The 21,812-nt window shown below is 70.0% G+C and carries 11 protein-coding genes and 1 pseudogene; 6 read left to right on the forward strand and 6 right to left on the reverse strand.

Features of this window, described 5'->3' with window-relative positions:
- Window positions 1-6 precede the first annotated feature (6 nt).
- The 5 genes and pseudogenes from MZV50_RS26615 to MZV50_RS21940 form a co-directional block, all read right to left on the reverse strand.
- A pseudogene (locus tag MZV50_RS26615) lies at window positions 7-1,602 on the reverse strand (glycoside hydrolase family 27 protein); the annotation flags it as partial.
- Window positions 1,521-2,996, reverse strand: a complete 1,476-nt coding sequence (locus MZV50_RS21925; protein WP_252631450.1) for a family 43 glycosylhydrolase — start codon at window positions 2,994-2,996, stop codon at window positions 1,521-1,523. The gene MZV50_RS21925 and the pseudogene MZV50_RS26615, both read right to left, overlap by 82 nt.
- Window positions 2,986-4,755 (reverse strand): DUF885 domain-containing protein, encoded by a 1,770-nt coding sequence (locus MZV50_RS21930; RefSeq protein ID WP_252631451.1) that lies wholly within the window; start codon window positions 4,753-4,755, stop codon window positions 2,986-2,988. Before MZV50_RS21930 ends, MZV50_RS21925 begins: the two co-directional genes overlap by 11 nt.
- Window positions 4,756-4,757: 2 nt before the next feature.
- A complete protein-coding gene (locus tag MZV50_RS21935) occupies window positions 4,758-5,795 on the reverse strand; it encodes an Ldh family oxidoreductase (protein WP_252631452.1) in 1,038 nt (345 codons plus the stop codon).
- A complete protein-coding gene (locus tag MZV50_RS21940) occupies window positions 5,792-8,158 on the reverse strand; it encodes a glycoside hydrolase family 127 protein (RefSeq protein ID WP_252631453.1) in 2,367 nt (788 codons plus the stop codon). The genes MZV50_RS21935 and MZV50_RS21940 overlap by 4 nt, the downstream gene beginning before the upstream one ends.
- 312 nt (window positions 8,159-8,470) lie before the next feature.
- Between MZV50_RS21940 and MZV50_RS21945 the strand changes: the two genes are divergently transcribed.
- Together MZV50_RS21945 and MZV50_RS21950 are read left to right on the forward strand one after the other, a co-directional pair.
- Window positions 8,471-11,230, forward strand: a complete 2,760-nt coding sequence (locus MZV50_RS21945; RefSeq protein WP_252631454.1) for a DUF5695 domain-containing protein — start codon at window positions 8,471-8,473, stop codon at window positions 11,228-11,230.
- 19 nt (window positions 11,231-11,249) lie between these two features.
- The gene (locus tag MZV50_RS21950; protein ID WP_252631455.1) at window positions 11,250-13,142 is read left to right on the forward strand and encodes a peptide MFS transporter; all 1,893 of its coding nucleotides are present in this window, start codon (window positions 11,250-11,252) and stop codon (window positions 13,140-13,142) included.
- 301 nt (window positions 13,143-13,443) lie between these two features.
- Here MZV50_RS21950 and MZV50_RS21955 read toward each other — a convergent pair whose 3' ends face one another.
- On the reverse strand, window positions 13,444-16,377 hold the full coding sequence (locus tag MZV50_RS21955; protein WP_252631456.1) for a TonB-dependent receptor domain-containing protein: 2,934 nt from the start codon (window positions 16,375-16,377) through the stop codon (window positions 13,444-13,446).
- A gap of 236 nt (window positions 16,378-16,613) precedes the next feature.
- On the opposite strand from MZV50_RS21955, the gene MZV50_RS21960 reads away from it, so the two are divergent.
- The 4 genes from MZV50_RS21960 to MZV50_RS21975 all read left to right on the forward strand — a co-directional run bounded on the left by MZV50_RS21960 (window position 16,614) and on the right by MZV50_RS21975 (window position 21,807).
- Window positions 16,614-17,213, forward strand: coding sequence for a sigma-70 family RNA polymerase sigma factor (locus tag MZV50_RS21960; protein WP_252631457.1), 600 nt, complete (start codon window positions 16,614-16,616; stop codon window positions 17,211-17,213).
- Window positions 17,179-18,144: a FecR family protein gene (locus MZV50_RS21965; protein ID WP_252631458.1), complete on the forward strand. Its 966-nt coding sequence runs from the start codon at window positions 17,179-17,181 to the stop codon at window positions 18,142-18,144. The genes MZV50_RS21960 and MZV50_RS21965 overlap by 35 nt, the downstream gene beginning before the upstream one ends.
- Before the next feature lie 97 nt (window positions 18,145-18,241).
- Complete coding sequence (locus MZV50_RS21970; protein ID WP_252631459.1) at window positions 18,242-20,614, forward strand: TonB-dependent receptor domain-containing protein; 2,373 nt, start codon at window positions 18,242-18,244, stop codon at window positions 20,612-20,614.
- Entirely contained in the window at window positions 20,614-21,807 is a 1,194-nt protein-coding gene (locus MZV50_RS21975) for a ComEC/Rec2 family competence protein (RefSeq protein WP_252631460.1), read from the forward strand. Before MZV50_RS21970 ends, MZV50_RS21975 begins: the two co-directional genes overlap by 1 nt.
- The last annotated feature ends 5 nt before the right edge of the window (window positions 21,808-21,812 follow it).

The raw sequence follows: 21,812 nt of genomic DNA on the forward strand, positions 1-21,812 counted from the left end.
CAGCACCGCGCCCTGCGGCGGCACGACGAAACTGGTCGACGACGCGCCGAGGTCGGCCCCTGCCCAGACGTCACGCACGGACTCCAGCGATCCGAAGCCCGCGTCCGCCGCCGTCACCGCGATCGTCGCCGGGGCGTCGCCGCGGTTTAACAGGGCCAGGGCCACCGAACCGTCGGCCAGCGGCTTCTTCCAGACCTCGGTCGTCCCCTCGCGCCGCGTCGCCTGGCCCTGGACGCCCTTGGCGTCCTGGTCGACGGCGATCACCTCGCGGTTGGTCAGCAGCTTCAGCACCTCGGGGCTGGTCTGGCGCAGGTCGTGGCCCATCATCAGCGGGGCGGCCGACATCGCCCACAGGGTCATGTGGGTGACATAGGCGTCGTGGCTCATGCCGCCGTTGCCGACCTCCAGCATGTCCGGATCGTTCCAGCCGCCGGGGCCGGCGTGCTCGGGCTTGCCGTTCTTGTCGAAGCCGATCTTGGCCATGGTCGGATAGTCGTCAGTGATGTCGCCGGTCGTGCGCCACAGGTGGCCGCCGACCTCGCGCCCCCAGGATCCGACATCGAAGCGGCCGTACTCGCACAGCGAATAGACGATCGGCCGCCCGGTCGCCCGCAGCGCCGCGCCCATCTCGTAATAGGTCCGCTGGACCTTGTCGGCGTCGTCATAGAACCACTCGCCCGAGCACAGGTCGTACTTCAGATAGTCGACGCCCCAGGCGGCGAAGGTCCCGGCGTCCTGCTGGACATGGCCGTAGCTGCCCTCGTAGCCGGCGCAGGTCTTCGGGCCCGGGGCGCTGTAGATCCCCAGCTTCAGCCCGCGCGCGTGGACATAGTCGGCCAGGCCCTTCATGTCCGGGAACTTGGCGTTGGGGCGCAAGCTCCCATCGGGACCGCGCGTCCCCTGCCAGCCGTCGTCGATGTTGACATAGACATAGCCCGCGTCGCGCAGGCCGTTGGCGACCAGGGCGTCGGCCATGGCCCGGACGGTCTTGTCGTCGATGTTCTCGGCGAACTTGTTCCAGCTGCTCCAGCCCATCGGCGGCGTGCGCGCCTGGCCGTCGGGCGCCAGGGTCGCCAGCGGCGGCAGGGTCGTGGGCTTGAAGGTCCGGGCCTTGGCGTCCCTGGCCGCGCCGCGCCGGCCGGTCTGCTCGGCGTGGGCGTACCAGAAGTCGCCGACCAGCTTCAGGTCCTTGCCGTCCAGCACCGCCGTCCACTGGCGGGTGGGGTGGGCCTTGTCGTTGAGATTGCGCAGCTCGAACGTCGCCTTGCCGTCCTTGACGACCAGGTTCTGCATTTCCATCGCCCCGTACCAGGCCGAGGTCACCACGCCCTTGGGCTTGCCGCCCTGGCTGGACAGCTGGACCATGGTGACGCCCGGAAAGGACGGCGCCTTGTCGAACAGCCAGACGCCGTCCAGCGGGGTCGCGGCCTGGGCGGGCGCGGCGGCCAGGGTCACGGCGGCCGCGAGTGAAAGCGTCGTCAGAGCGCGGAGCATGGCGGTCTCCCTTCCAGCAGGATCGATCAGGGTTTCAGGTCGCAGGGCGGCGCGGTGGCGGCGATAGGCGCGCGCGGCGGCTGGGCCGTCGGGGCCAGCACTTCCCATTCCTGCACGGCGACACCCGCGCCGGCGGTGTCGAGCACGGCGCGAACGCAGCGCGTGGTCACGGGCGCGAAGCTGGCGGGCTGGAAGGCGTCGACGCCCACGCCGAAGCCCTTCGGATCGCGCACCGGCTTCCAGCCGTCCGCCCAGTATTCCATCCGCCAGGCCTTGGGCGCGGCGATCTTGGCCGACGCATCGGCCCAGAACCGCATGCGCGCGCCGTTCAGGGTCACGGGCGTGTCGAAGCGATACTCCAGCCACTGGCTGGCCGGTCCGGGCTCGGCGCCCCACAGGTCGGGCGGCAAGGGCGTCGGCCGGACGATCCCGTCGTTCAGCGCCTTGATCCAGTAACGCACCGGGATCGGGACGTTCGAGGCGGTGGCGGTCGCTCGGCCGGCGATGTCGCGGCTGGGCGCGGGCGGCGGAGCGGGTCGCCGGGTCGGGGTGATGGGCAGGATGGCCGGCGGGCTGACCCGGTCGTCGAAGGCCATCCGATCGATCGCCACGCTGCGCCGGAAGTGGCCGCCGCCCTTGGCGTCGGCGGTGTGATAGGCCAGCCACCACTGTCCCTTGAACGCCACCGCGCCGGGGTGGGAGGTGGTCGAGGACACGGGCTTGAGGATCACCCCGCGATAGGTCCACGGCCCCAGCGGCGAGGTCGCCGTGCCGTAGGCGATGCAGGCGTGATAGAGCGTCGGCGTGCAGTCCGGCCCGACCGTGTTTCCGGCATAGAGCAGGTAGTAGACGCCCTGGCGCTTCATCAGCCACGGGGCCTCGAAGAAGCCGTCCAGGCCGGTGATAACGTGCTCCGGCCCCTTGGGCGTGACCATGTCGGCCGCCAGCTCCATGGCGCGCAGCCGCCCGAAGGTGCCCCAGTAGATATAGACCCGGCCGTCGTCGTCGATCAGCACGGTCGGGTCGATGTTCTGGATCGTGTTCGGCTCTGGAACCATCTGCGAGAGGATCGGGCCGGCCGGATGGGCGTCGGTCCACGGTCCCGTCGGCGCGTCGGCGACGGCCACGCCGATGGCGAAGCGGTCCTTGCTCGTGTCGGCCTTCTGCAGAACCGGCGCGTACAGCCATAACCGCCCGTCGCGCCCCTGGACGATCTGGCCGGCATAGGCGCGGCCCGGCTCGGCCCAGGCGAACACGGCCTCGGGCCGGGCGATGGCGGGATAGTGGGTCCAGTCGCCGGACGCCGGGTCCTGGGTCGCCAGCAGTTGCCACTCGTTCATGATGAAGTCGTCGACGTCCGGCGCGGCCTCGTCGCGGCCGGCCAGGATCCACAGCCTGTCGCCCGCCACCAGCGGCGCGGGGTCGGTGGAGTAGTAGCGGCCGTCGGCCAGGATCGGGTTGCCCGGCGCGTGGATCGCGACGGGCGGGGCCTCACTCCACATCGGGATAGGGGCCCTTGCCGCCGTCGGCGATCAGCTGGTCGACGCGGGCGTCGATCACCGGTAGCGGCACCGAGCCCAGCTCCAGCACCGCGTCGTGGAAGGCGCGGATGTTGAACTTCGGCGCCAGCGCCTGCTCGGCCCGGTGGCGGGCGTTCACGAAGGCCAGCATGCCCATGTAGTAGGACAGCGCCTGACCCGGCCAGGCGATGTAGCGGTCGACCTCGGTCTGGATCTCGTGGTCGGCCATGGCGGTGTTGTCGTGCAGGTATTTCTGGGCCTGCTCGCGGGTCCAGCCCTTGGTGTGCAGGCCGGTGTCGACCACCAGCCGCGCGGCCCGCCACATCTGGTAGCTGAGCATGCCGAAGCGGTCGTAGGGCGTATCGTATAGGCCCATGTCCTCGCCCAGCGCTTCGCAGTACAGCGCCCAGCCCTCGCCATAGGCCGACAGGTAGGTGTCGCGGCGATAGGCCGGCAGGTCCTTGTTCTCGGCCGCCAGCGGCATCTGGAAGGCGTGGCCCGGCGCGCTCTCGTGCAGGGTCAGGGCCATCTGCGAGTACAGCGGGCGGGACGGCAGGTTGTAGGTGTTGACCAGATAGATCCCCGGCCCGCCGCGCCCGCCGGTGTAGAACGGCGCGATCTCGTCGGGCACGGGCTTGATGGCGAAGCGGCTGCGCGGCAGGCGGCCGAACCATTGCGAGGCCACGCCGTCGAAGCGCTTGGCGTTCCAGGCCGCGCGGTCCAGCAGGTCCTGCGGGGTCTTGGCGTAGAAGCGCGGATCGGTGCGCAGATAGGTCAGGAAGGCCGGCAGGTCGCCCTCGAACTTGACCTCCTTCATCACCTCCAGCATCCGGGCGCGGATCTTGGCCACTTCGGTGAGGCCGATCTGGTGGATCTGCTCGGGCGTCAGGTCGGTGGTGGTGAACTCGGCGACCTTGGAGCGGTAATAGGCCTGGCCATCGGGCATGTCGTAGGCGGCCAGGGCGGTGCGGGCGCCGGGGATGTACTCGTCGCGCAGGAAGGTCCGCAGGCGGGCGTGGGCCGGGACCACCGCCGCCGTGATCGCCTCGGCGGCCTCGCGACGCAGGGCGGCTTGCGTTTCGGCCGGGATCACGGCCGGCATGGTCTTCTTGAACGGCGCGTAGAACGGCGAGTCCTGCGGCGTCGCGGCGTCGGCCACCAGGCCCACGCCGGCGTCGCGGCCCTGCAGGGTGATCCGAGGCGGCGTGAAGCCGCGCTTCAGCCCGGCCCGCATGTTGACGATCTGCTGGTCGTAATAGCGCGGCATGTCGCGCAGCATGGCGATGTAGGCGCGATAGTCGGCCTCGGTCAGCAGGCTGTCGCGCGCCGACTCGGCGACGTCGCCCCAGAAGCTGCTGTCGGCGTTCAGCGGCTTTTCGTATTCGCGGTAGCGCTGCTCGGCCAGCAGGGCGTCGATCTGGCCCTTGTAGACGGCGTAGTTGACCTGGTTGACCTTGGAGAGCTTGGCGACCGGGATCGCGGCCAGCTCTTTCGACACCTGCGTCCAGCGAGCCAGCCGCTCGGCCTGGACCTTCGCGCCCACGTCGGGAAGCTTGAAACGCTCGGACTTCGGCCCATCCTCGCTGGGGCCCATCTGGGCCTTGCGCCAGGCGTACTCGCCGTCGGCCAGCGTGGTGAAGCGCTGGTCGGCTGACGGCGCCGCCAGGACCGGTCCCGCCGACAGCGTCACCGCCGCCACCGCGCAGACCACCGCCGTGTCGAAGAGTCCGTGACGACGCATGGCTAGTCCTTCCGTTCGAGCAGCTTGAGAATGTCGCGGTGCAGGGCCGCCGGGATCGTCACGCCCTCGTGGGCGCTGACCGCCCGGGCGGCGTAGCGGCGCTCCGAAGGCAGGCGCGCGCCCTGGGCCTGGATGGCCTCGAACAGCGCCTCGGCGCGTTGCAGGTGCTGGCCGGCGGCGGCGCCCAGGAAGCCCGCCGGGTCGAGGGCCAGGATCAGCTCCCCGCCCAGCGGAGAGCCCTTGCGGCCGGCGTCGGCGTCCAACGACTCCTGGCTGGTCAGGTCGCCGATCAGCGGTCCGGCCAGCAGCTCGACCATCGCCGCCAGGGCCGAGCCCTTGTGGCCGCCGAAGGTGCGCATGGCCCCGGCCAGGACCTCCTTGGCCACGGTCGTCGAAGCGCCGTCGGCGTCATAGCCCCAGTCGGCCGGCACGGGCTGGCCGGCGCGGCGGCGCAGCTCGATCTCACCCCGCGCCGTGGCGCTGGTGGCGAAGTCGAACACGAACGGATGCCGCCCCGGTCTCGGCCAGCCGAAGGCGACGGGGTTGGTGCCGAACACCGGCCGGGTCCCGCCCTCGGGCGCGACCCAGGCGTGGCTGGGCGTGAAGGCCAGGGCGACCAGCCCCTCGCCGGCCAGGGCCTCGACCTCGGGCCACAGGGCGGCGAAGTGGACGACGTTGTTCAGGGCCAGGGCGGCGATCCCGAACCGCCGCGCCTTCTCGACCAGCAGCGGCCGGCCGCGCTCGAAGGCCAGCTGGGCGAAGCCGCCGCCGCCATCGACCCGCACGAGCGCCGGCGCGGGCTCGTCCAGCGCCGGGACGGCGTCGACCGACACCACGCCCTTGGCGATGCTGTCCGTGGCCACCAGCAGGCGATAGAGGCCGTGCGAGGCGCAGCCGTCACGCTCGCCGGCGACCATGGTCTCGGCCACCGCCTCGACATGGGCCGGCGACAGGCCCGCCGCGCTCAGCACCCGCCGCGCCAGGCTCCGCGCCTCGTCGAGCGACAGCCGGACCGTGTCGGCATCCGGCGCGAGGGTCATGCGACCGGCTTGGCGGGCTGGGCCGTGAACAGGCGCACCCCGAACACCGGGCCGGCCGTGTTGCGCTCGGGCGGCGTGAAGCGCACCCGGACCTTGGTCTTGCCCTGGGTCAGGGCCTCGGGCACCGGATATTCGACGTCGAAGAACTTGCCCGGATGGTCGGCCTGCAGCTGCTGGGTGGCGATCTTCACCCCGTCCACCAGGATGTCGAACTGCCGCTTGCGCTCCTCGCCCCAGTAGGTGGCCTGCAGGATCAGCGGGCCGGGACGCACCTTCATGTCGAACTCGAAGAAGCCGCCCGAGCGGGCGTCGCGGCCGTTGCGGTTGCGATAGGCCACCGGATACGAGATTTCGGAGGTCAGGTTGTGGTCGCGCTCGGGCTGCATCTCGCCCAGGTGCATGACATCCACCGACCGGGCGCTGATGTCCTTCAGGTGCGCCTGCTCGGCCAGGAACGCGGCCTCCTCGGTCTTCCAGGCGCCTTCGGTGAAGCGACGGAAATAGACGGCGCTGCGGCGCTCATACTGGCTGTAGAATGGGACGAAGGTCAGGTCGGCCGGGCGCATGATCCCGCGCGCGACATAGGTCGCCTTCTCCACGGCCACGGGCTGGAAGCGGCTCAGCAGGTTCTCGCCGACCATGGCCGGATCGACGCCCTGCCACGGCGTGGCCACCGGGCCGAGATCGGCGGCCAGCACCATCGGCCCGCGAAGCACCGCCACGGTGCTCTCGTCGCCCGGCGCCGACTCCAGGCGCAGCGCCAGCGGCAGGCTGATGGCCACCACGTCGCCGGCCTTCCAGGCGCGGTCGACCAGGGCGTAGCCGCCGTCCAGCTTCGGCGCGAAGGCCTTGCCGTTGACGCTGACCTTGACGCCCTTGCCGGCCCAGGCGGGAACCCGCAGGGCCACGGTGAACCGCCCCGGCTTGGCCAGGGTGGACAGGGTCAGGCGCGACTCCGGTTCGTACGGATAGCGGGTCTCCAGCTTCAGCCCCGCGCCGCGCGCTTTCCATTGCGCCTCCGCCGGGATGTAGAGATTGACCAGCAGGGTCCCCTCGCCTTCCCAGAAGATCGACTCGCCGTGCTTGGCGTGGGCTTCCATGCCCGTGCCGACGCAGCACCAGAACGGATCGTCGGCGGGGTTGGAAAACTCGCGCGCCGCGCCGGTCAGCAGCGGCGTCATGTAGGTGAACCCGCCGGTCCTGGGGTTCTGCGCCGCCATCACGTGGTTCAGGTGCGCGCGCTCGTAATAGTCGAACAGCGCCCCGTCCGGCTTCCAGCTGTACAGCTGACGGGTCAGCTTCAGCATGTTGTAGGTGTTGCAGTGCTCGCAGGTCTGCTCGCTGATGTGGGCCGCGATGGTGTCCGGCGCCGAGAAGTACTCGCGGTCGGCGTTGCCGCCGATGACGTAGCTGTGGCGCTGGGTGACCGTGCGCCAGAAGAACCGCGCGGCGTCGGCGTCCTGGGGCTTGCCAGTCAGCTCGTACAGCCGCCCCAGGCCGATCAGCTTGGGCACCTGGGTGTTGGCGTGGATGTTGGCCAGCTCGTCGCGCTGGGCGACCAACGGGTCCAGCACCTTGCGGTCGTAGATCCGTTCGGCCACGGCCAGCCAGCGCTTGTCGCCGGTCCGGGCGTAGAGCTCGGCGTAGCTCTCGTTCAGGCCGCCGTATTCGCAGCCCAGCAGGGTCTGCATCTGGGCGTCGTCGAGGGCGGCGAACACGCGCTCGAAATAGCCGGCCAGGCCGATGGCGACCTGCAGCGCCTGTTGATTGCCCCAGGCCTGGTGTACGTCCAGCAGGCCCGCGAAGACCTTGTGCACGGTATAGAGCGGCGACCACGAGCCGTTCAGGTCGAAACCGCCCGAGCGGATGTCGCCCTTCATCACCTCGCCGAAGATCTCCTCGCCGTCGACGACCTTGCCGTCCTTCCGCTTGCGCTGCAGGGCGCCGACATAGCCCGTGCCGCGCTTGGCCTGGGCGCGGGCCAGTTCGGCGACGATGTAGTCGGCGCGGCGCTTGCACTCGGCGTCGCCGGTCTGCTCGTACATGACGACCAGGGCGGACAGGTAGTGGCCCAGAGTGTGGCCGGCGATGGTGTCGCCTTCCCAACCGCCATACAGTTCGCCCTTGGCCGGCAGGCCGGCGAAGGTCATGAAGTTGTGCAGCAAGCGATCGGGGCTAAGCTGCAGCAGATAGGCCCGGTTGGCCTCGACGGCGGTCGCGTAGGGCGACGGCGACAGGCGCACCGACGACAGCGGCAGGGGCTTGGCCTTGGCCGGCAGACCGCCAGGCGCCGCCGCCCAGCTGACGACCGGGGAAGCGGCGAAGGCCGCGGCGGTCAGCATCAGGTCCCGACGAGTCGCCATGGGCAATACCCCTACTTGATAATGTATACGATCTTAAGGTGACCCGTTTATGGCGAGGCGTCAATCTCGAGCTTGAGGGAAGGTTCTATGCTCCCCCGCGATACGGGAGCTGTCGCGGAGCGACTGAGGGGGCCATGTGGACATGAGCCGCATTAGCCCCCTCCGGCCCTCCGGGCCACCTCCCCCGCAGCGCAGGGGAGGATCTGGCGCGCCGACATTTCGAGATCTTATATCGTATAATTTCCTTGACGCCGTTGAGCCAAGCGGCTGAGCTGTCGTGACGCTTTTTCGACACGCGCCGACGAGGACCAGATGACGAACCTTCGCCCGCTGGCCCTGACGGCCCTGTTGCTGGCCACGACGCCGCTGGCGCTGAACGTCGCGCGGGCCCAGGCCCCGGCCGCCGCGGCGCCGGCCAAGCCCGTCTACGCCCCGATCGCCAAGACCGCCCATCGCACCCCCCAGTTCCAGCTGGACCTGCGCACCGACACCCAGACCCTGGCGCGGCTGTCGCCGGTCGGCGAGCCGGCCTTCGACTTCACGCCCGGCGGACGCGAGGCCGAGCGGGCCGGCGACGGCTATGTCCATGTCGGCGACATCCACCTGCGCGTCCGCGCCCCCGGCGGAGCGTGGCGCGACTTCAGCTCGGCCCACCGGCGCCAGCCGATCCGCCCCCTGCCGGCCGGCGGCGCGGTGCTGGCGGCGGCCGACATCACCGCCTCGCTGGGCGCGGACTCGCCGCTGCGGATCGAGCGCCGCTGGGTCTCCGAGCGCGGCGGCCTGGTCCTGCGCTTCGTGCTGACCAATACCTCGAAGGCGCCCGTCGAGGTCGGCGGGCTGGGCCTGCCGATGGTGTTCGACAACATCATCACCGACCGCTCGCTGGAGGAGGCCCACGCCCAGGCCAGCTTCGTCGATCCCTATATCGGCCGCGACGCCGGCTACCTGCAGGTGACCCGCCTGAACGGCAAGGGCCCGGCCCTGCTGGTTTTGCCCGAGGCCGCCACGCCGCTGGAGGCCTATCGCCCGATCCAGCAGGCCGGCAGTCCCGGCGCCAAGCCCGGCGACATCTTCACCGATCGCAGCAAGCGGGCCCAGACCTCGGAAGGCTTCTACGACTGGACGATCGCCAGCAAGGCCTTCGCCGAGCAGGACTGGAAGGACGCGGGCCAGCCCTGGAACCCGCCGACCAGCTTCACCCTGGCGCCGGGCGCCCACCGCGTGATCGGCGTGCGCCTGGTCACCGCGCCGTCGATCCGGGCGATCGAGGACACCCTGGTCGCCCACGGCCGCCCGGTGGCCGTGGGGATCCCCGGCTATGTCGCCCCGACCGACCAGACGCTGAGCCTGTTCCTGAAGTCGCCCAAGCCGGTGGCGCGGATCGAGAGCCTGCCCGCCGGCGCCCTGACCGCCACGCCCGTCAAGACCGGCGCCGGCTGGGCCCGCTACGCCATCAAGGCGTCGGGCTGGGGCCGGGCGACGCTGTCGATCACCTATGCCGACGGCCAGGTGCAGGCGATCCCGTACTTCATCACCAAGCCGCTGGACCAGGTGATGGCGGATCTGGGCCGGTTCTCGACGACGAAGCAATGGTTCGAGGACCCCGCCGACCCGTTCAAGCGCGGCCCCAGCGTCATGACCTACGACCGTCAAGCCGACAGGATCGTCACCCAGGACCAACGGGTCTGGATCGCCGGCCTCAGCGACGAGGGCGGGGCGGGCAGCTGGGTGGCGGCCTTCAGCAAGCAACTGGACAATCCCGACGCCGCCGAGATCGCCAAGCTGGAGCGCATGGTCGACCAAACGATCGTGGGCCGCCTGCAGGTCGCCGACGGCCCGCAAGCCGGGGCCGTGCGCAAGAGCCTGTTCTATTACGACCCCGCCGCCCTGCCGTCCTATTACGACCCCAAGCTGGACTGGACGACCTGGGCCTCGTGGTCGAAGAAAGACTCCGAGGACCTGGGCCGGTCCTACAACTATCCGCACGTGGCCATCGCCCACTGGGTGCTCTACCGCCTGGCGCGCAACCACGAGGGCCTGGTCCGGAACCACGACTGGCGCTGGTACCTGGGCCACGCCCACCGCACGGTCGTCGCCATGATGCGCGACGCCCCCTACTACGCCGAGTTCGGCCAGATGGAGGGCGACGTCTTCGTCGACATCCTCAAGGACCTGCGCCGCGAGGGCATGACCGCCCAGGCCGACGAGGTCGAGGCGCTGATGAAGAAGCGCGCCGACCACTGGAAGACCCTGCCCTATCCGTTCGGCAGCGAGATGGCCTGGGACTCCACCGGCCAAGCCGAGGTCTATGCCTGGATGCGGTTCTTCGGCCACCAGCCGCAGGCCGACGAGACCCGCGAGGTCATCCTCGCCTATGACCCGACGATCCCCAGCTGGGGCTATAACGGCAACGCCCGCCGCTACTGGGACTTCCTGTACGGCGGCAAGGTTCCGCGCATCGAGCGCCAGATTCACCACTACGGCTCGACCCTGAACGCCGTGCCGCTGTTCGACGCCTATCGCGCCGACCCGAAGGACTTCCACTTGCTGCGCGTCGCCTATGGCGGGCTGATGGGCGGGATCACCAATATCGACCAGCAGGGCTTCTCGTCGGCGGCGTTCCACTCGGCCCCGGACATGATGAGCTGGGACGCCTACAGCGGCGACTATGGCATGGGCTTCTTCGGCCATGCCTATGCGGCGGCGACCTATCTGGTCGATCACCCGACCTTCGGCTGGCTGGGCTTCGGCGGCGACGTCACCCAGACGCCCGGCGTCGTGCGGATCGCGCCCAAGGACGGGGCTCGCGCGCGCCTGTTCGTCGAGCCGGCCGGCGCCTGGCTGACCCTGGAGGCCGGCAAGATCGAGGCGGCCGAGTACCGGCCCGCCACCGGCGAGCTGACCCTGACCCTGGCGGCCCGGGACGCCACGACCGCGACCGCGCGACTGATCGTCGAGGCCGCCACGCCGGGCAAGCGCCCCTATCGCCCGGTCGGCGCGGCGCTGGAGCGCGGGGCCTACGCCCTGCCCCTGGCCGACAAGCCGGTCACTGTCGTCCTGAAGCCGAACTGATCAAGTCCCGAGGCCGTCCATGAACATCGTCATCGCCCTGGGCGTCCTGGTCACCCTGGCGACGGGGATACCGGTCCTGCTGCAGCTGTTGCGCGACCACCCGCGCGGCCTGCTGATCCTGTTCTTCGCCGAGATGTGGGAGCGCTTTTCCTACTACGGCATGCGGGCGATCCTGATCTTCTACCTGACCCAGCACTTCCTGTTCGATCCCAAGACGGCGGCGGCCCACTACGGCGCGTACATCTCGCTCGTTTATCTGCTGCCGCTGATCGGCGGCTTCGTCGCCGACCGCTATCTGGGCACCCGCAAGGCCGTGGTGTTCGGGGCCCTGCTGCTGATCGCCGGCCACATGACCATGGCCATCGAAGGCAAGCCGGCGACCCAGACCCTGACCTATGGCGGCCACACCTACGCCTTCGTCACCGAGGGGCGCGGCGAGGGGCGGGTCTCGAAACTGGTCGTGGGCGACAAGCTCTACGCGGTCTCGGCGGCCAAGTCGGGCGACTTCGTGGTCGAGGGCCTGCCGGCCGGCGCGGCGATCCCGGCGGTGCTGCCCAAGGGCCAGTACACACTGGACGTCGCCGGGCGCGACCCGGTCTACATGAACGTGCTGTGGCTGGCCCTGTCGCTGATCATCGTCGGCGTCGGCTATCTGAAGCCCAACATCTCGACCATCGTCGGACAGCTGTATCCGCAAGGCGATCCGCGCCGGGATCCGGGCTTCACCCTCTATTACTACGGCATCAATCTGGGCTCGTTCTGGGCTTCGCTGCTGTGCGGCCTGCTGGGCGTGACGGTCGGCTGGTGGGCGGGCTTCGGCCTGGCGGGTCTGGGCATGCTGGCCGGCTTCGTCGTCTTCATGCTGGGCAAGCCGCTGCTGCAGGGCAAGGCCGAGCCGCCGGATCCAGCCCGCCTGCGCCAGCCGGTGCTGGGCCCGATCAGCCGCGAGACCCTGATCTACGGCCTGTCGCTGCTGGGCGTGGTGGCGACCTTCTTCCTGGTGCGGCGCACGGCGGCGGTCAGCGGCATCCTGATCGCCGGCATGGTCGGGTCGCTCGGCTACGTCCTGTGGTTCATGTTCGCCCGCTGCGGCAAGGTCGAGCGCGAGCGCCTGGCCCTGGCCCTGTTCCTGATCTTCGGGGCGGTGATCTTCTGGACCCTGTTCGACCAGGCCGGCTCGTCGCTGAACCTGTACGCCGCCACCAATGTCCAGCTGGACCTGGTGTCCCATCCGGTGCGCTGGCTGGGCGGGGCGATCACCCTGGCCACGCCCGAGCAGATGGCCGCCGCCAGCCTGGACCGCCACGCGACCTTCTGGATCGACACCAGCTTCAACGCCGCCCAGACCCAAGGCCTGGCCTCGGGCTGGCTGCTGATCTTCGCCCCGGTCTTCGCCTGGCTGTGGACCTGGCTGGGCGCGCGCGGCAAGGACCTCAACCCGGTCGTCAAGTTCGGCCTGGCCTTGCTGCAGGTCGGGGCCGGCTTTCTCGTCCTGCAGCTGGGCGCGCCCCTGGCCGACGGCGCCTTCCGCACGCCGCTGATCTTCCTGCTGCTGATGTACCTGCTGCACACCACGGGCGAGCTGTGCCTGTCGCCGGTCGGCCTGTCGCAGATGACCAAGCTGTCGCCGGCCTCGCTGGTCTCGTTCGTCATGGCGGTGTGGTTCATGGCCGTGTCGATCGCCAACACCGTCGGCGGCTTCGTCGCCGGCCTGACCGCCACCGAGACCGTCGGCGGTCAGGTGCTGGACCCCGGCGCGGCCCTGGCCCGCGCGCTGACGGTGTTCAACTGGATCGGCGGGATCGCGATGGTGCTGGGGGTTGGGTTCCTGGCGCTGTCGCCCGTGCTCAAGCGCTGGTCTCACGGGTCGGACGAGACCATGAACGCCGAAGACGCGGCCAGCGCGGGGTAACGCCCCCAACCGCGCGGCATCAAATACCCCGCCTTCCTAGGCCTTGTGCCTAGGATCCAGCCTTCCGCTCGCTTTGAATGTCGATTTGGCGCGCCCACGCCGGCGGCGCCCGGCCGGCGACGCCGAGCCCGGCCGATCCTTGGGTCCTAGGCACAAGGCCTAGGAAGGCAGGCTTTCTTGAACCGCCCCAGTGGCCCGTCACCAGCCCCCCACACAAAGAGAAGCCGCCCGCTGTCGCGGACGGCTTTGAAGTTTCGGGGAAGAACGGGGACCGGGGGCTGCCGGTCCCCCGTGACCAGGACTAGAAGTCCATGGTCAGACCCACGAACATCGTCCGACCCATGGGGTCGTAGACGCCGGGATAGGTGTTGCCGTTGCCGAACGAGCTGAGCAGCCCGGCGGCGATCACCGGCGGATCCTTGTCGAACAGGTTGTTCATGCCCGCGCGCAGGGTCAGCTGCTCGCGCACCTTCCAGTTCGCGGCCAGGTCGATGTAGTTGTACGCCTTGATCTTCTTGTTGATCTCGACGTAGTCGCCCTGCAGGAACGGGTTGCTGTTGTTGCTGGAGAGATCGGTCGCGCCGAAATAGCGCCAGTTGGCCGACACCGAGGCGGCGATCCAGGGCAGGTTCCAGGTCGCGCGCAGCTGGTGACGCCAGCCGGGGTTGGGCTGGCCGCAGGTCGGACCGAACAGGCCCTTGCAGTTGTACGAGCCCAGGCCCGGCAGCTGCTCGATCTTGCGGCTGTTCAGGTAGGTGCCGACGAAGCTGAAGTCGATGTCACCGAAGTTGCCCAGCGACGACAGGTCCCAGCGATAGTTGCTGGTCACGTCGATGCCCGAAGTCTGCAGGTAGCCGGTGTTCTGGTTGGTCGCGACGATGTAGCCGCGATCGCCGAACAGCACGCCCGAGGTCGGGTCGCGATGGAACAGGCCGCAGAAGTACGGATTGCTGGTCTGGACGCACTGGTTGATCACGGTCGGGGCGTCGACCGCGCCGATGTACTTGTCGACATAGATGTCGAAGTAGTCGACCGACATCGAGAAGCCCGGCAGGAAGCGCGGGGTCAGGACGAAGCCCGCGGTGCGGGTGTCGGCCACTTCCGGCTTCAGGTTCGGATTGCCGCCGCCTTGCGTGACGCAGGTCTCGGCCGGGCAGTCCGGGATCTTGCCGTATTGGGCGGCGGTGACGCCGGTCAGGGCGCAGGCCGCGGCGCTGGCCTTGGGCGTCGGACCCGAGCACGGGTCGACGGCCGCGACGTTGCCCAGGCCCTGGGGCGCGAACAGCTCGCTGATATTGGCCGCCCGCACCGCGCGGTTGTAACTGGCGCGGAAACGGATGTCCGAGGTCGGGGCGTACTGCAGCTCGACCTTGTAGGTCGAGACCCGCTTGTCGAGGTAGTTGTAGTCCGAGGTCCGGTAGCCGGCGTTCACCGACAGGGTCTTGATGAACGGGGCGTCCTGCACCAGCGGCAGGTCCAGTTCGCCATAGGCCTCGTTGACGCTGAAGGCGCCGTTGTTCTCCTTGGTGCCGTTGGCCTGGGCCAGGGCGTCGGCCTCGAACTTCAGCTCCTCGCGGCGGTGCTCGACGCCGAAGGCCAGGGCAGCGCCGTCGCTGGCCCACGGGCTCTTGATCCCGTATTGGCCGAGGTCGCCATTGATGTTGGCGCTGAGCACCTTCTCGCGCTGGACGCCGTGGGTGTAGGTCGGGGCGTAGAGGTACTTGTAGGCGGCCCCGCTGAGGCCCTGGTACTTGAAGACGTCGATCGGCACGCAGCTGGGATCGGTGCCGTCGACCACCGACTTGCAGGTCGCCACGCCGTTGACGTTGACCACCTGCAGCGCCTTCATCGCCTTGGCGTTGTCGACGTTGTTCTTGTAGCTCTCGTCGAGGATGACGGTCGAGAACAGGAAGCTGGCGTCATAGGTCCAGCCCGGCGCGATCTCGCCGCGCGAGCCCAGGTTCACGCGATAGTCGGTGTGGCGCAGGTCGTCGCGGCGCGGGCTGCTGCCCGGACCGGTCAGGCGGTAGCCGATGAAGACGTCCTGGTTGACGTCCGTGCCGGCGGCCGAGCCGCACATCGTCGCCGCCTGCGAGGCCGACATCAGCGGATTGTTGCAGTTGATCTTGAACGTCGTGCCCTGGAACAGGGCGGACGGCGCGGCCTGCGAGAAGGTGTGGTCGTCCATGAACATAACGCTGCCGTAGACCTCGGCGGCCTTGTTCACCTCGTAGTGGGCGAAGGCGCCGGCCGTGTAGCGGGCGTCCGAGCGCTGGATGTAGTTGGTCGGCGCGTAGTTGTAGAGGAACGAGCTGTTGTACGGGACCCAGGTCTTGGCCCCGTCCTTGGTGTTGTTCAGCGTCTGGCCGGAATTGGGGCCGCTGAGCAGGGTGAACAGGCCGTACTCGTTGTTGCTGGAGCCGCCGCAGACCAGGGCGTTGTTGTTGCTGCCCGCCAGGTTCAGGCCGCAGGCCGAGTAGTCGCGGGTGTCCTGGGTGACCGGCTTCATCTCGCGATAGCCAACATAGAAGGTGACGTTGCCCTTGCCGTTCGGCGCGTTCATGCCGATGGCCAGGTTGACGTCGATCTTCTCGCCGTCGCGCACGTGCTTCTCGGGCAGCTTGTAGTTCGCCTGGGTGATCAGCGAGCGCGGATAGGCGTTGTCGTTGGTGTGCTGGGCGGCGCTGTACTGGGCGTCGAACCGCAGGCCGTTCAGGTTCTTCTTCAGGATGAAGTTGACCACGCCCGACACGGCGTCCGAGCCGTAGACCGCCGAGGCGCCGCCGGTCACGACGTCGACCCGGTCGACCAGGGCGCTGGGGATGAAGTTCACATCGGCCGTCTCGGTCGGCAGCATGCGCTGGCCGTCGACCAGCACCAGCACGCGGCTGGAGCCCATGTTGCGCAAGTTCACCCGCGCGGTGCCGTCCGAACCGTTCGAGCCGTTCTCGTTGGAGTCGGCGGTGAACTGCGGCAGGCGGTTCAGCACGCTGTCGATCGACGTCGCGCCCTGGAACTTGACCTCGTCGCTGCCCACGACGGTCATCGGGCTGGCCGAGACCAGGTTCGGCCGCTTGATGCGCGAGCCCGTCACCACCACCGCGTCCAGGGTCGCCGGCTCTTCGGCCTTCGCGACGTCCTGAGCGAATGCGGCCGGCGCTCCGGCCATGAAGGACAGGACGGCGACCGACGCCGCTCCCGCCAAAAGATCTAATCGCGCCTGTTTGCGGCCCATGGCTCTCCCCTCCGCCGCGCGGCCCACATCGACCGCGCCTCGAGGGGAGGAGGCACGATTATACAATTTATGTCAAATATCTTATACGATATACCTATAACGTCATTCCGCCACGCACGCCGGGCGAGCGTCCCTGGGGCGGCGAATGCACCGTAAGCGCGCTTCCGGCCGGAAAATTCAGGCCGTCCGCGGCAACGGGGCTGGCTGTCACAAACAGCTGATAGCAAGCTCGGCCCATGACCTTGGCCACCCATGAGCGGGCGATCTGGTTGGCGCGGAACGCCTTGCCGCACGAGCCGGCCCTGCGCGCGTGGCTGTCCCGTCGTCCGCTGGCGGGCCTCGAGGTCGACGACATCGTCCAGGAGACCTACGCGATCCTCGCGAGCCTGGAGCGCGTCGATCACATCGTCACCGGCCGCACCTACATGTTCGAGGTCGCCAAGTCGGTCGTCCTGCGCGCCCTGCGCCGCAGCCGCATCGTCGCCTTCGAGGCCCTGGCCGAGCTCGAGAGCCTGGAGCCGCCCAGCGAAGAGCCCTCGCCCGAGATCGTGGCCGCCGACCGCCAGGAACTGGGCCGCATCGCCGCCCTGATCGCCGGCTTGCCCGCCAAGTGCCGCGAGGCCTTCACCCTGCGCAAGGTCCACGGCCTGTCGCAGCGCGAGGTGGCCCGGCGCATGGGTGTTTCCGAGAACACGGTCGAGAAGCACGTCGGCAAGGGCATAGGCGTGCTGATGAACGCACTGGGACGTGGCGGAAACGAGCGCTTCCAGGCATCTAGGAAGCGTGAGGATCCGAGCGAAGTTGACACCCACCCGAGAAAGCAGCGCCGACATTGACGCGGCCGCGGCCGCCTGGGCCGCGCGCGTCGATCGCGGGGCGCTGTCGGACGCGGACCAGGCCGCCCTCGAGGCCTGGGCGGCGCAGGACGCTCGCCGGGCCGGCGCCTACGCCAAGGCTCTGGCGGTCAGCGCCCACCTGGACCGCGCCGCCGGCCTGGGCGCCGACTTCCTGCCGGCCGCCCATCCCGCCGCCCGCGCCGCGGATCGCCGGCGACTGCTGGTCACGGGCGGGATGCTGGCCGCCGCCTCGGTGGTCGGGGCCGTCGGCTACGGCGCGGTCAGCCTCAAGGGCCGGGTGACCACCGCCAAGGGCGACATCCGCCGCGCGCCGCTGGCCGACGGCTCGGCCGTGACGCTCAACACCGACACCGCGATCCGCGCGGCCTTCGACGGCCGGATGCGGCGGGTGGACCTGCTGCGCGGAGAGGCCCTGTTCGACGTCGCCAAGGACCCCGCCCGTCCCTTCGTGGTGGTGGCCGGCGACGTGCGCGTGCGGGCGGTCGGCACCAGCTTCACCGTCCGAACCCACGCCGACGGCCAGGTCGGCGTGATCGTGCGCGAGGGCGTGGTCGAGGTCTGGCGCGGGGATCGGGGCGAGCCGGTGCGCCTGTCGGCGGAGCACGCCGTGCGGGTGGCCGACGCCGGCGTCCTGGCCCCCGTTGTCGTCGGCGCGGCCGCCGTCGACCGGGCCATGGCCTGGCGGCAGGGCCAGATCGACCTGGACGGCCTGACCCTGGGCCAGGCCGCCGACGAGTTCGCTCGCTATTCCGACCGCCGCATCGTCATCGACGACCCGACCGTGGCCAGGCTGAAGATGACCGGCCTGTTCTCGGCCAGCGACCCCGACGGCTTCGCCAAGGCCGCCGCGCTGAGCCTGGGCCTCACCGCCACGCCCGCCCCCGATGGCGTGCGCCTCTCTCGCGGCTGAAACTTTTTTCGTGAGCGGCATGGCGGGAGTTTCGACATCGAGGCTCCAACCCGATGAGGCCGGCGCGGGACCGGCCGATTTCGGGGGCGATCACATGATGCTGAAGCAATTCCTGGCCGGCGGCGTCGCCGCCTTGGCCCTCCTGGCCTGCGCCGTTCCGGCGGCGGCCCAGCAGCGCGCCTTCGATGTGCCCGCCCAGGGCGCGGCCTCGGCCATCTCGGCCTTCGCCCGCCAGGCCGGCCTGCAGGTGGTGGCGCCGGCGGACGGCCTGGAAGGCGTTCGCACGCAGGCGCTCAAGGGGTCGATGGACGCCCGCGCCGCGCTGCGGCGGCTGATCGAGGGCACGGGCCTGGAGATCGTCTCCGATAGCAACGGCGTCATCGTCCTGCGCCGGACAGCGACGCCGGCCGCGACGGTCGAGGCCGAGCCCACCGCGCTGGACACCATCATCGTCACCGCCCAGAAGCGCGAGGAGGCCGCCCAGGGCGTGCCGATCTCGCTGACCGCCTTTTCCGGCCGCGCGGTCGAGACCTATCGCCTGGAAAGCTTGCGCGACATCTCGCGCCTGACGCCGGGCCTGCTGGTCTCGTCATTCAGCCAGTCCAGCCCGACCATCGCGGTGCGCGGCGCGACCAACACCTTCACCCAGATCGGCGCCAACAAGCCGGTGGCCGTGGTCATCGACGACCTGTTCATCCCCCGCAACAGCGCCGCGACCTTCGAGCTCTACGGCCTGAACTCGGTGCAGGTGCTCAAGGGGCCGCAAGGCACGCTGTTCGGCCGCAACGTCACCGGCGGGGCCATCGTGCTGGACACCGGCAAGCCGGCCTTCGGCGACGCGGCCGGATCGGCGCGCGTCGGCGCGGGCGACTACGGCCTGAAGCAGGTCGACGGCCGCGTGGACATCCCCGTTGGCGAGGACCTGGCCTTTCGCCTGGCGGGCTCGCTGAAGCAGCACGACGGCTACGGCAAGGATCGCCTGACCGGCCGCGAGCAGGACGATCTGGACAGCCGCAGCGTCCGCGCCCAGGCCCGCATCCGGGCCGGCGCCGACGTCGAGGTGCTGTTGGGCGCCGACTATGCGCAGGACCACAATGGCGGCCGCACCCTGTCGTCCAAGGCCGCCGGCTCGGACGGCGACCGCCGCACCTCCGAGTTGGGCTACGCCCAGGCCTTCGCCCGGAACCAGTGGGGCGCCTCGAGCCGGATCTACTGGACCGCGCCGGTCGGTCAGGTCACCGCCATCACCGGCTATCGCTGGTCGCAGTCGGGCGAGGACTATTCGGGCACCGGCGCCAGCTATCGCTTTCTGACGGGGACCAACACCCAGTCGGTCAACCGCGATGTCGACGATGTCGGCCTGTTCTCGCAGGAGATCCGCTGGGCCAGCCCGAAGTGGTCGCGCGGCGACCTGGTGGCCGGCGTCTATTTCGCCGACGAGGACGCCAAGCGCCAGCTGCGCACGCGGGGTCTGGCCGCCGTCACGGGCGTGGCCGCCTCCGACGTGTTGACCGACCAGGCGGTGAAGACCCGCAGCTACGCCGCCTTCGTCGATGGCACGGTCCACCTGCCGGCCGCCTTCGACCTGACCCTGGGCGCGCGCTACACCCACGATGAGAAGACCGCCTCGCTGGTCCGCACCGACTTCGTCCGCCCGGCGACCGGAAGCTTCACGGCCCGCGACCTCAAGGCCGACTGGAGCGAGGTCACGCCCCGCGCCGTGCTGAGCTGGACGCCGCGCGAGGATCTCAAGGTCTATGGCAGCGTGACGCGCGGCTATACCGCCGGCGGTTTCAACACCGACGCGGCCGTGATCACCGCCCTGGCCCGGCCGTTCGATCCCGAGACCGTCACCAACTACGAGCTGGGCCTGAAGTCCCAGTGGCTGGCCGACACCCTGCGGATCAACGCCTCGGTCTTCCACATGGACTACAAGGACAAGCAGGAGCTGTTCTTCAACAACGTCACCCGGGTGCTGACCATCACCAACGCCGGCCAGGCCACGGTCGAGGGCGCCGAGGTCGAGGTCGCCTGGCGTCCGCTGCCCTGGTTGAACCTCAGCGCCAACTACGGCCTGCTCGACACGGTCTACGACGACTTCGTCATCCCCGGCGGCGCGGTGAACACCGGCAATCCGCTGGGCTCGTCGCCGCGCGACAAGGGCTCGCTGGCCGCCGACGTCCGCATCCCGCTGAACGGCGCGGGCTATGTCACCGGCGCGATCAGCTGGGCCTATACCGACGGCTACTATACCGGCGCGACCAAGGACCCGAACCTGCACATCGACAGCTACGCCCTGACCAACCTGTCGCTGGGCTATGAGAGCCGGGACGGCCGCTGGATGCTCACCGCCTGGGCCAAGAACCTGGGCGACGTCGACTTCCTGCTGACCCCGTCCACCCAAGGGGTGCTGGCCGAGTATCTGGGCGAGCCGCGCACGGTCGGCGTCATGCTGTCGGCCAGGTTCTGATGGCCCCGGTCGTGACCCGGCGCGGCCTGCTGCTCGGCGCGGCGGCCCTGGGGGTCGTGGGGCTGGGCGCGGCCGCCTCCCCGCCCGAAGACGAGGACATCGTCGGCCAGCCGCTGCGCCCCTGGCGACGCGGCGGTCTCGACATCCACCACATCGCCACCGGCAAGGGCGACTCGACGCTGATCATCGGGCCAGACGGGTCCAGCCTGATGATCGACGCCGGGGCCTCGACCACGCCGACGCCGGCCAGCCTGGACGCCCGCCCCGGCGCGGCGCGTCGCCCCGGCGAATGGATCGGCCGCTACGCCCGCCGTCACCTGGCCGCCACCGGCGCGCCCAGGCTGGACGCGTTTCTGGCCACCCACCTGCATCCGGACCACGTCGACGGCCTCGCCGACGTCGCCGCCGCCTTGCCGATCGGCGTCCTGGTCGATCGCGACTATCCCGACTACGCCTATCCCCGGCCGTCGGACGCGCCGTTCGCCAAGGCCTACCAAGCCTTCGTCCGCGAGCGAGTCCGCGGCGGCGGCCGGGTGGAGCGCTTCCGGGTCGGGTCCGCCGATCAGTTCTCCCTGCCCGGCGCCGAAGTCCGCAACCTGGCCGCCAATGGCGAGGTCTGGACCGGGCGCGGAACCGAGACCCGCCGCCTCTTCCCCGCGATCGACACGCTGCCGACCGCCGACATCCCCGACGAGAACGCCTGCTCGACCGCGATCCGCCTGCGCTACGGCGCGTTCGGCTATTTCGCGGCGGGCGACCTGACCAGCCACGACTTCGACGGAACCCTGCCCTGGCGCGACGCGGAGACCCCGGCCGCGCGGGCCGCCGGTCCGGTCGATGTCGCGGTCGCCGCTCACCACGGCATGTTCGACGCTACCGGCGCGGACGTGGTGCGGGCGCTGAGGCCCCGCGCCTGGATCATCCCCGCCTGGCACGTGGCCCATCCCAGCACCGACGCCCTGGAACGGATGCTGAGTCCGCGGCTCTATCCCGGCCCGCGCGACGTCTTCGCCACGGGCCTGTCGCCCGCCAACGAAATGGCCCACAAGTGGCTGACCGACCGCCTGGCGTCGCGCGAAGGGCATGTCGTGGTGCGTGTCGCGCCCGGCGGCGGGCGATATCGCGTGGTCGTCACCGACAACCGTGATGAGAACGAGCGGGTGATGTCGACATCGGGTCCCTGGGCGTCCTGAGCCGC

Source organism: Caulobacter segnis, from assembly GCF_023935105.1.
Lineage (GTDB): Bacteria > Pseudomonadota > Alphaproteobacteria > Caulobacterales > Caulobacteraceae > Caulobacter > Caulobacter segnis_B.

Coding starts and splice junctions, on each gene's coding strand:
- MZV50_RS21925 (WP_252631450.1), bottom strand. CDS start 2,996: ATGTGGAGTGAGGCCCCGCCCGTCGCGATCCACGCGCCGGGCAACCCG.
- MZV50_RS21930 (WP_252631451.1), bottom strand. CDS start 4,755: ATGCGTCGTCACGGACTCTTCGACACGGCGGTGGTCTGCGCGGTGGCG.
- MZV50_RS21935 (WP_252631452.1), bottom strand. CDS start 5,795: ATGACCCTCGCGCCGGATGCCGACACGGTCCGGCTGTCGCTCGACGAG.
- MZV50_RS21940 (WP_252631453.1), bottom strand. CDS start 8,158: ATGGCGACTCGTCGGGACCTGATGCTGACCGCCGCGGCCTTCGCCGCT.
- MZV50_RS21945 (WP_252631454.1), top strand. CDS start 8,471: ATGACGAACCTTCGCCCGCTGGCCCTGACGGCCCTGTTGCTGGCCACG.
- MZV50_RS21950 (WP_252631455.1), top strand. CDS start 11,250: ATGAACATCGTCATCGCCCTGGGCGTCCTGGTCACCCTGGCGACGGGG.
- MZV50_RS21955 (WP_252631456.1), bottom strand. CDS start 16,377: ATGGGCCGCAAACAGGCGCGATTAGATCTTTTGGCGGGAGCGGCGTCG.
- MZV50_RS21960 (WP_252631457.1), top strand. CDS start 16,614: ATGACCTTGGCCACCCATGAGCGGGCGATCTGGTTGGCGCGGAACGCC.
- MZV50_RS21970 (WP_252631459.1), top strand. CDS start 18,242: ATGCTGAAGCAATTCCTGGCCGGCGGCGTCGCCGCCTTGGCCCTCCTG.
- MZV50_RS21975 (WP_252631460.1), top strand. CDS start 20,614: ATGGCCCCGGTCGTGACCCGGCGCGGCCTGCTGCTCGGCGCGGCGGCC.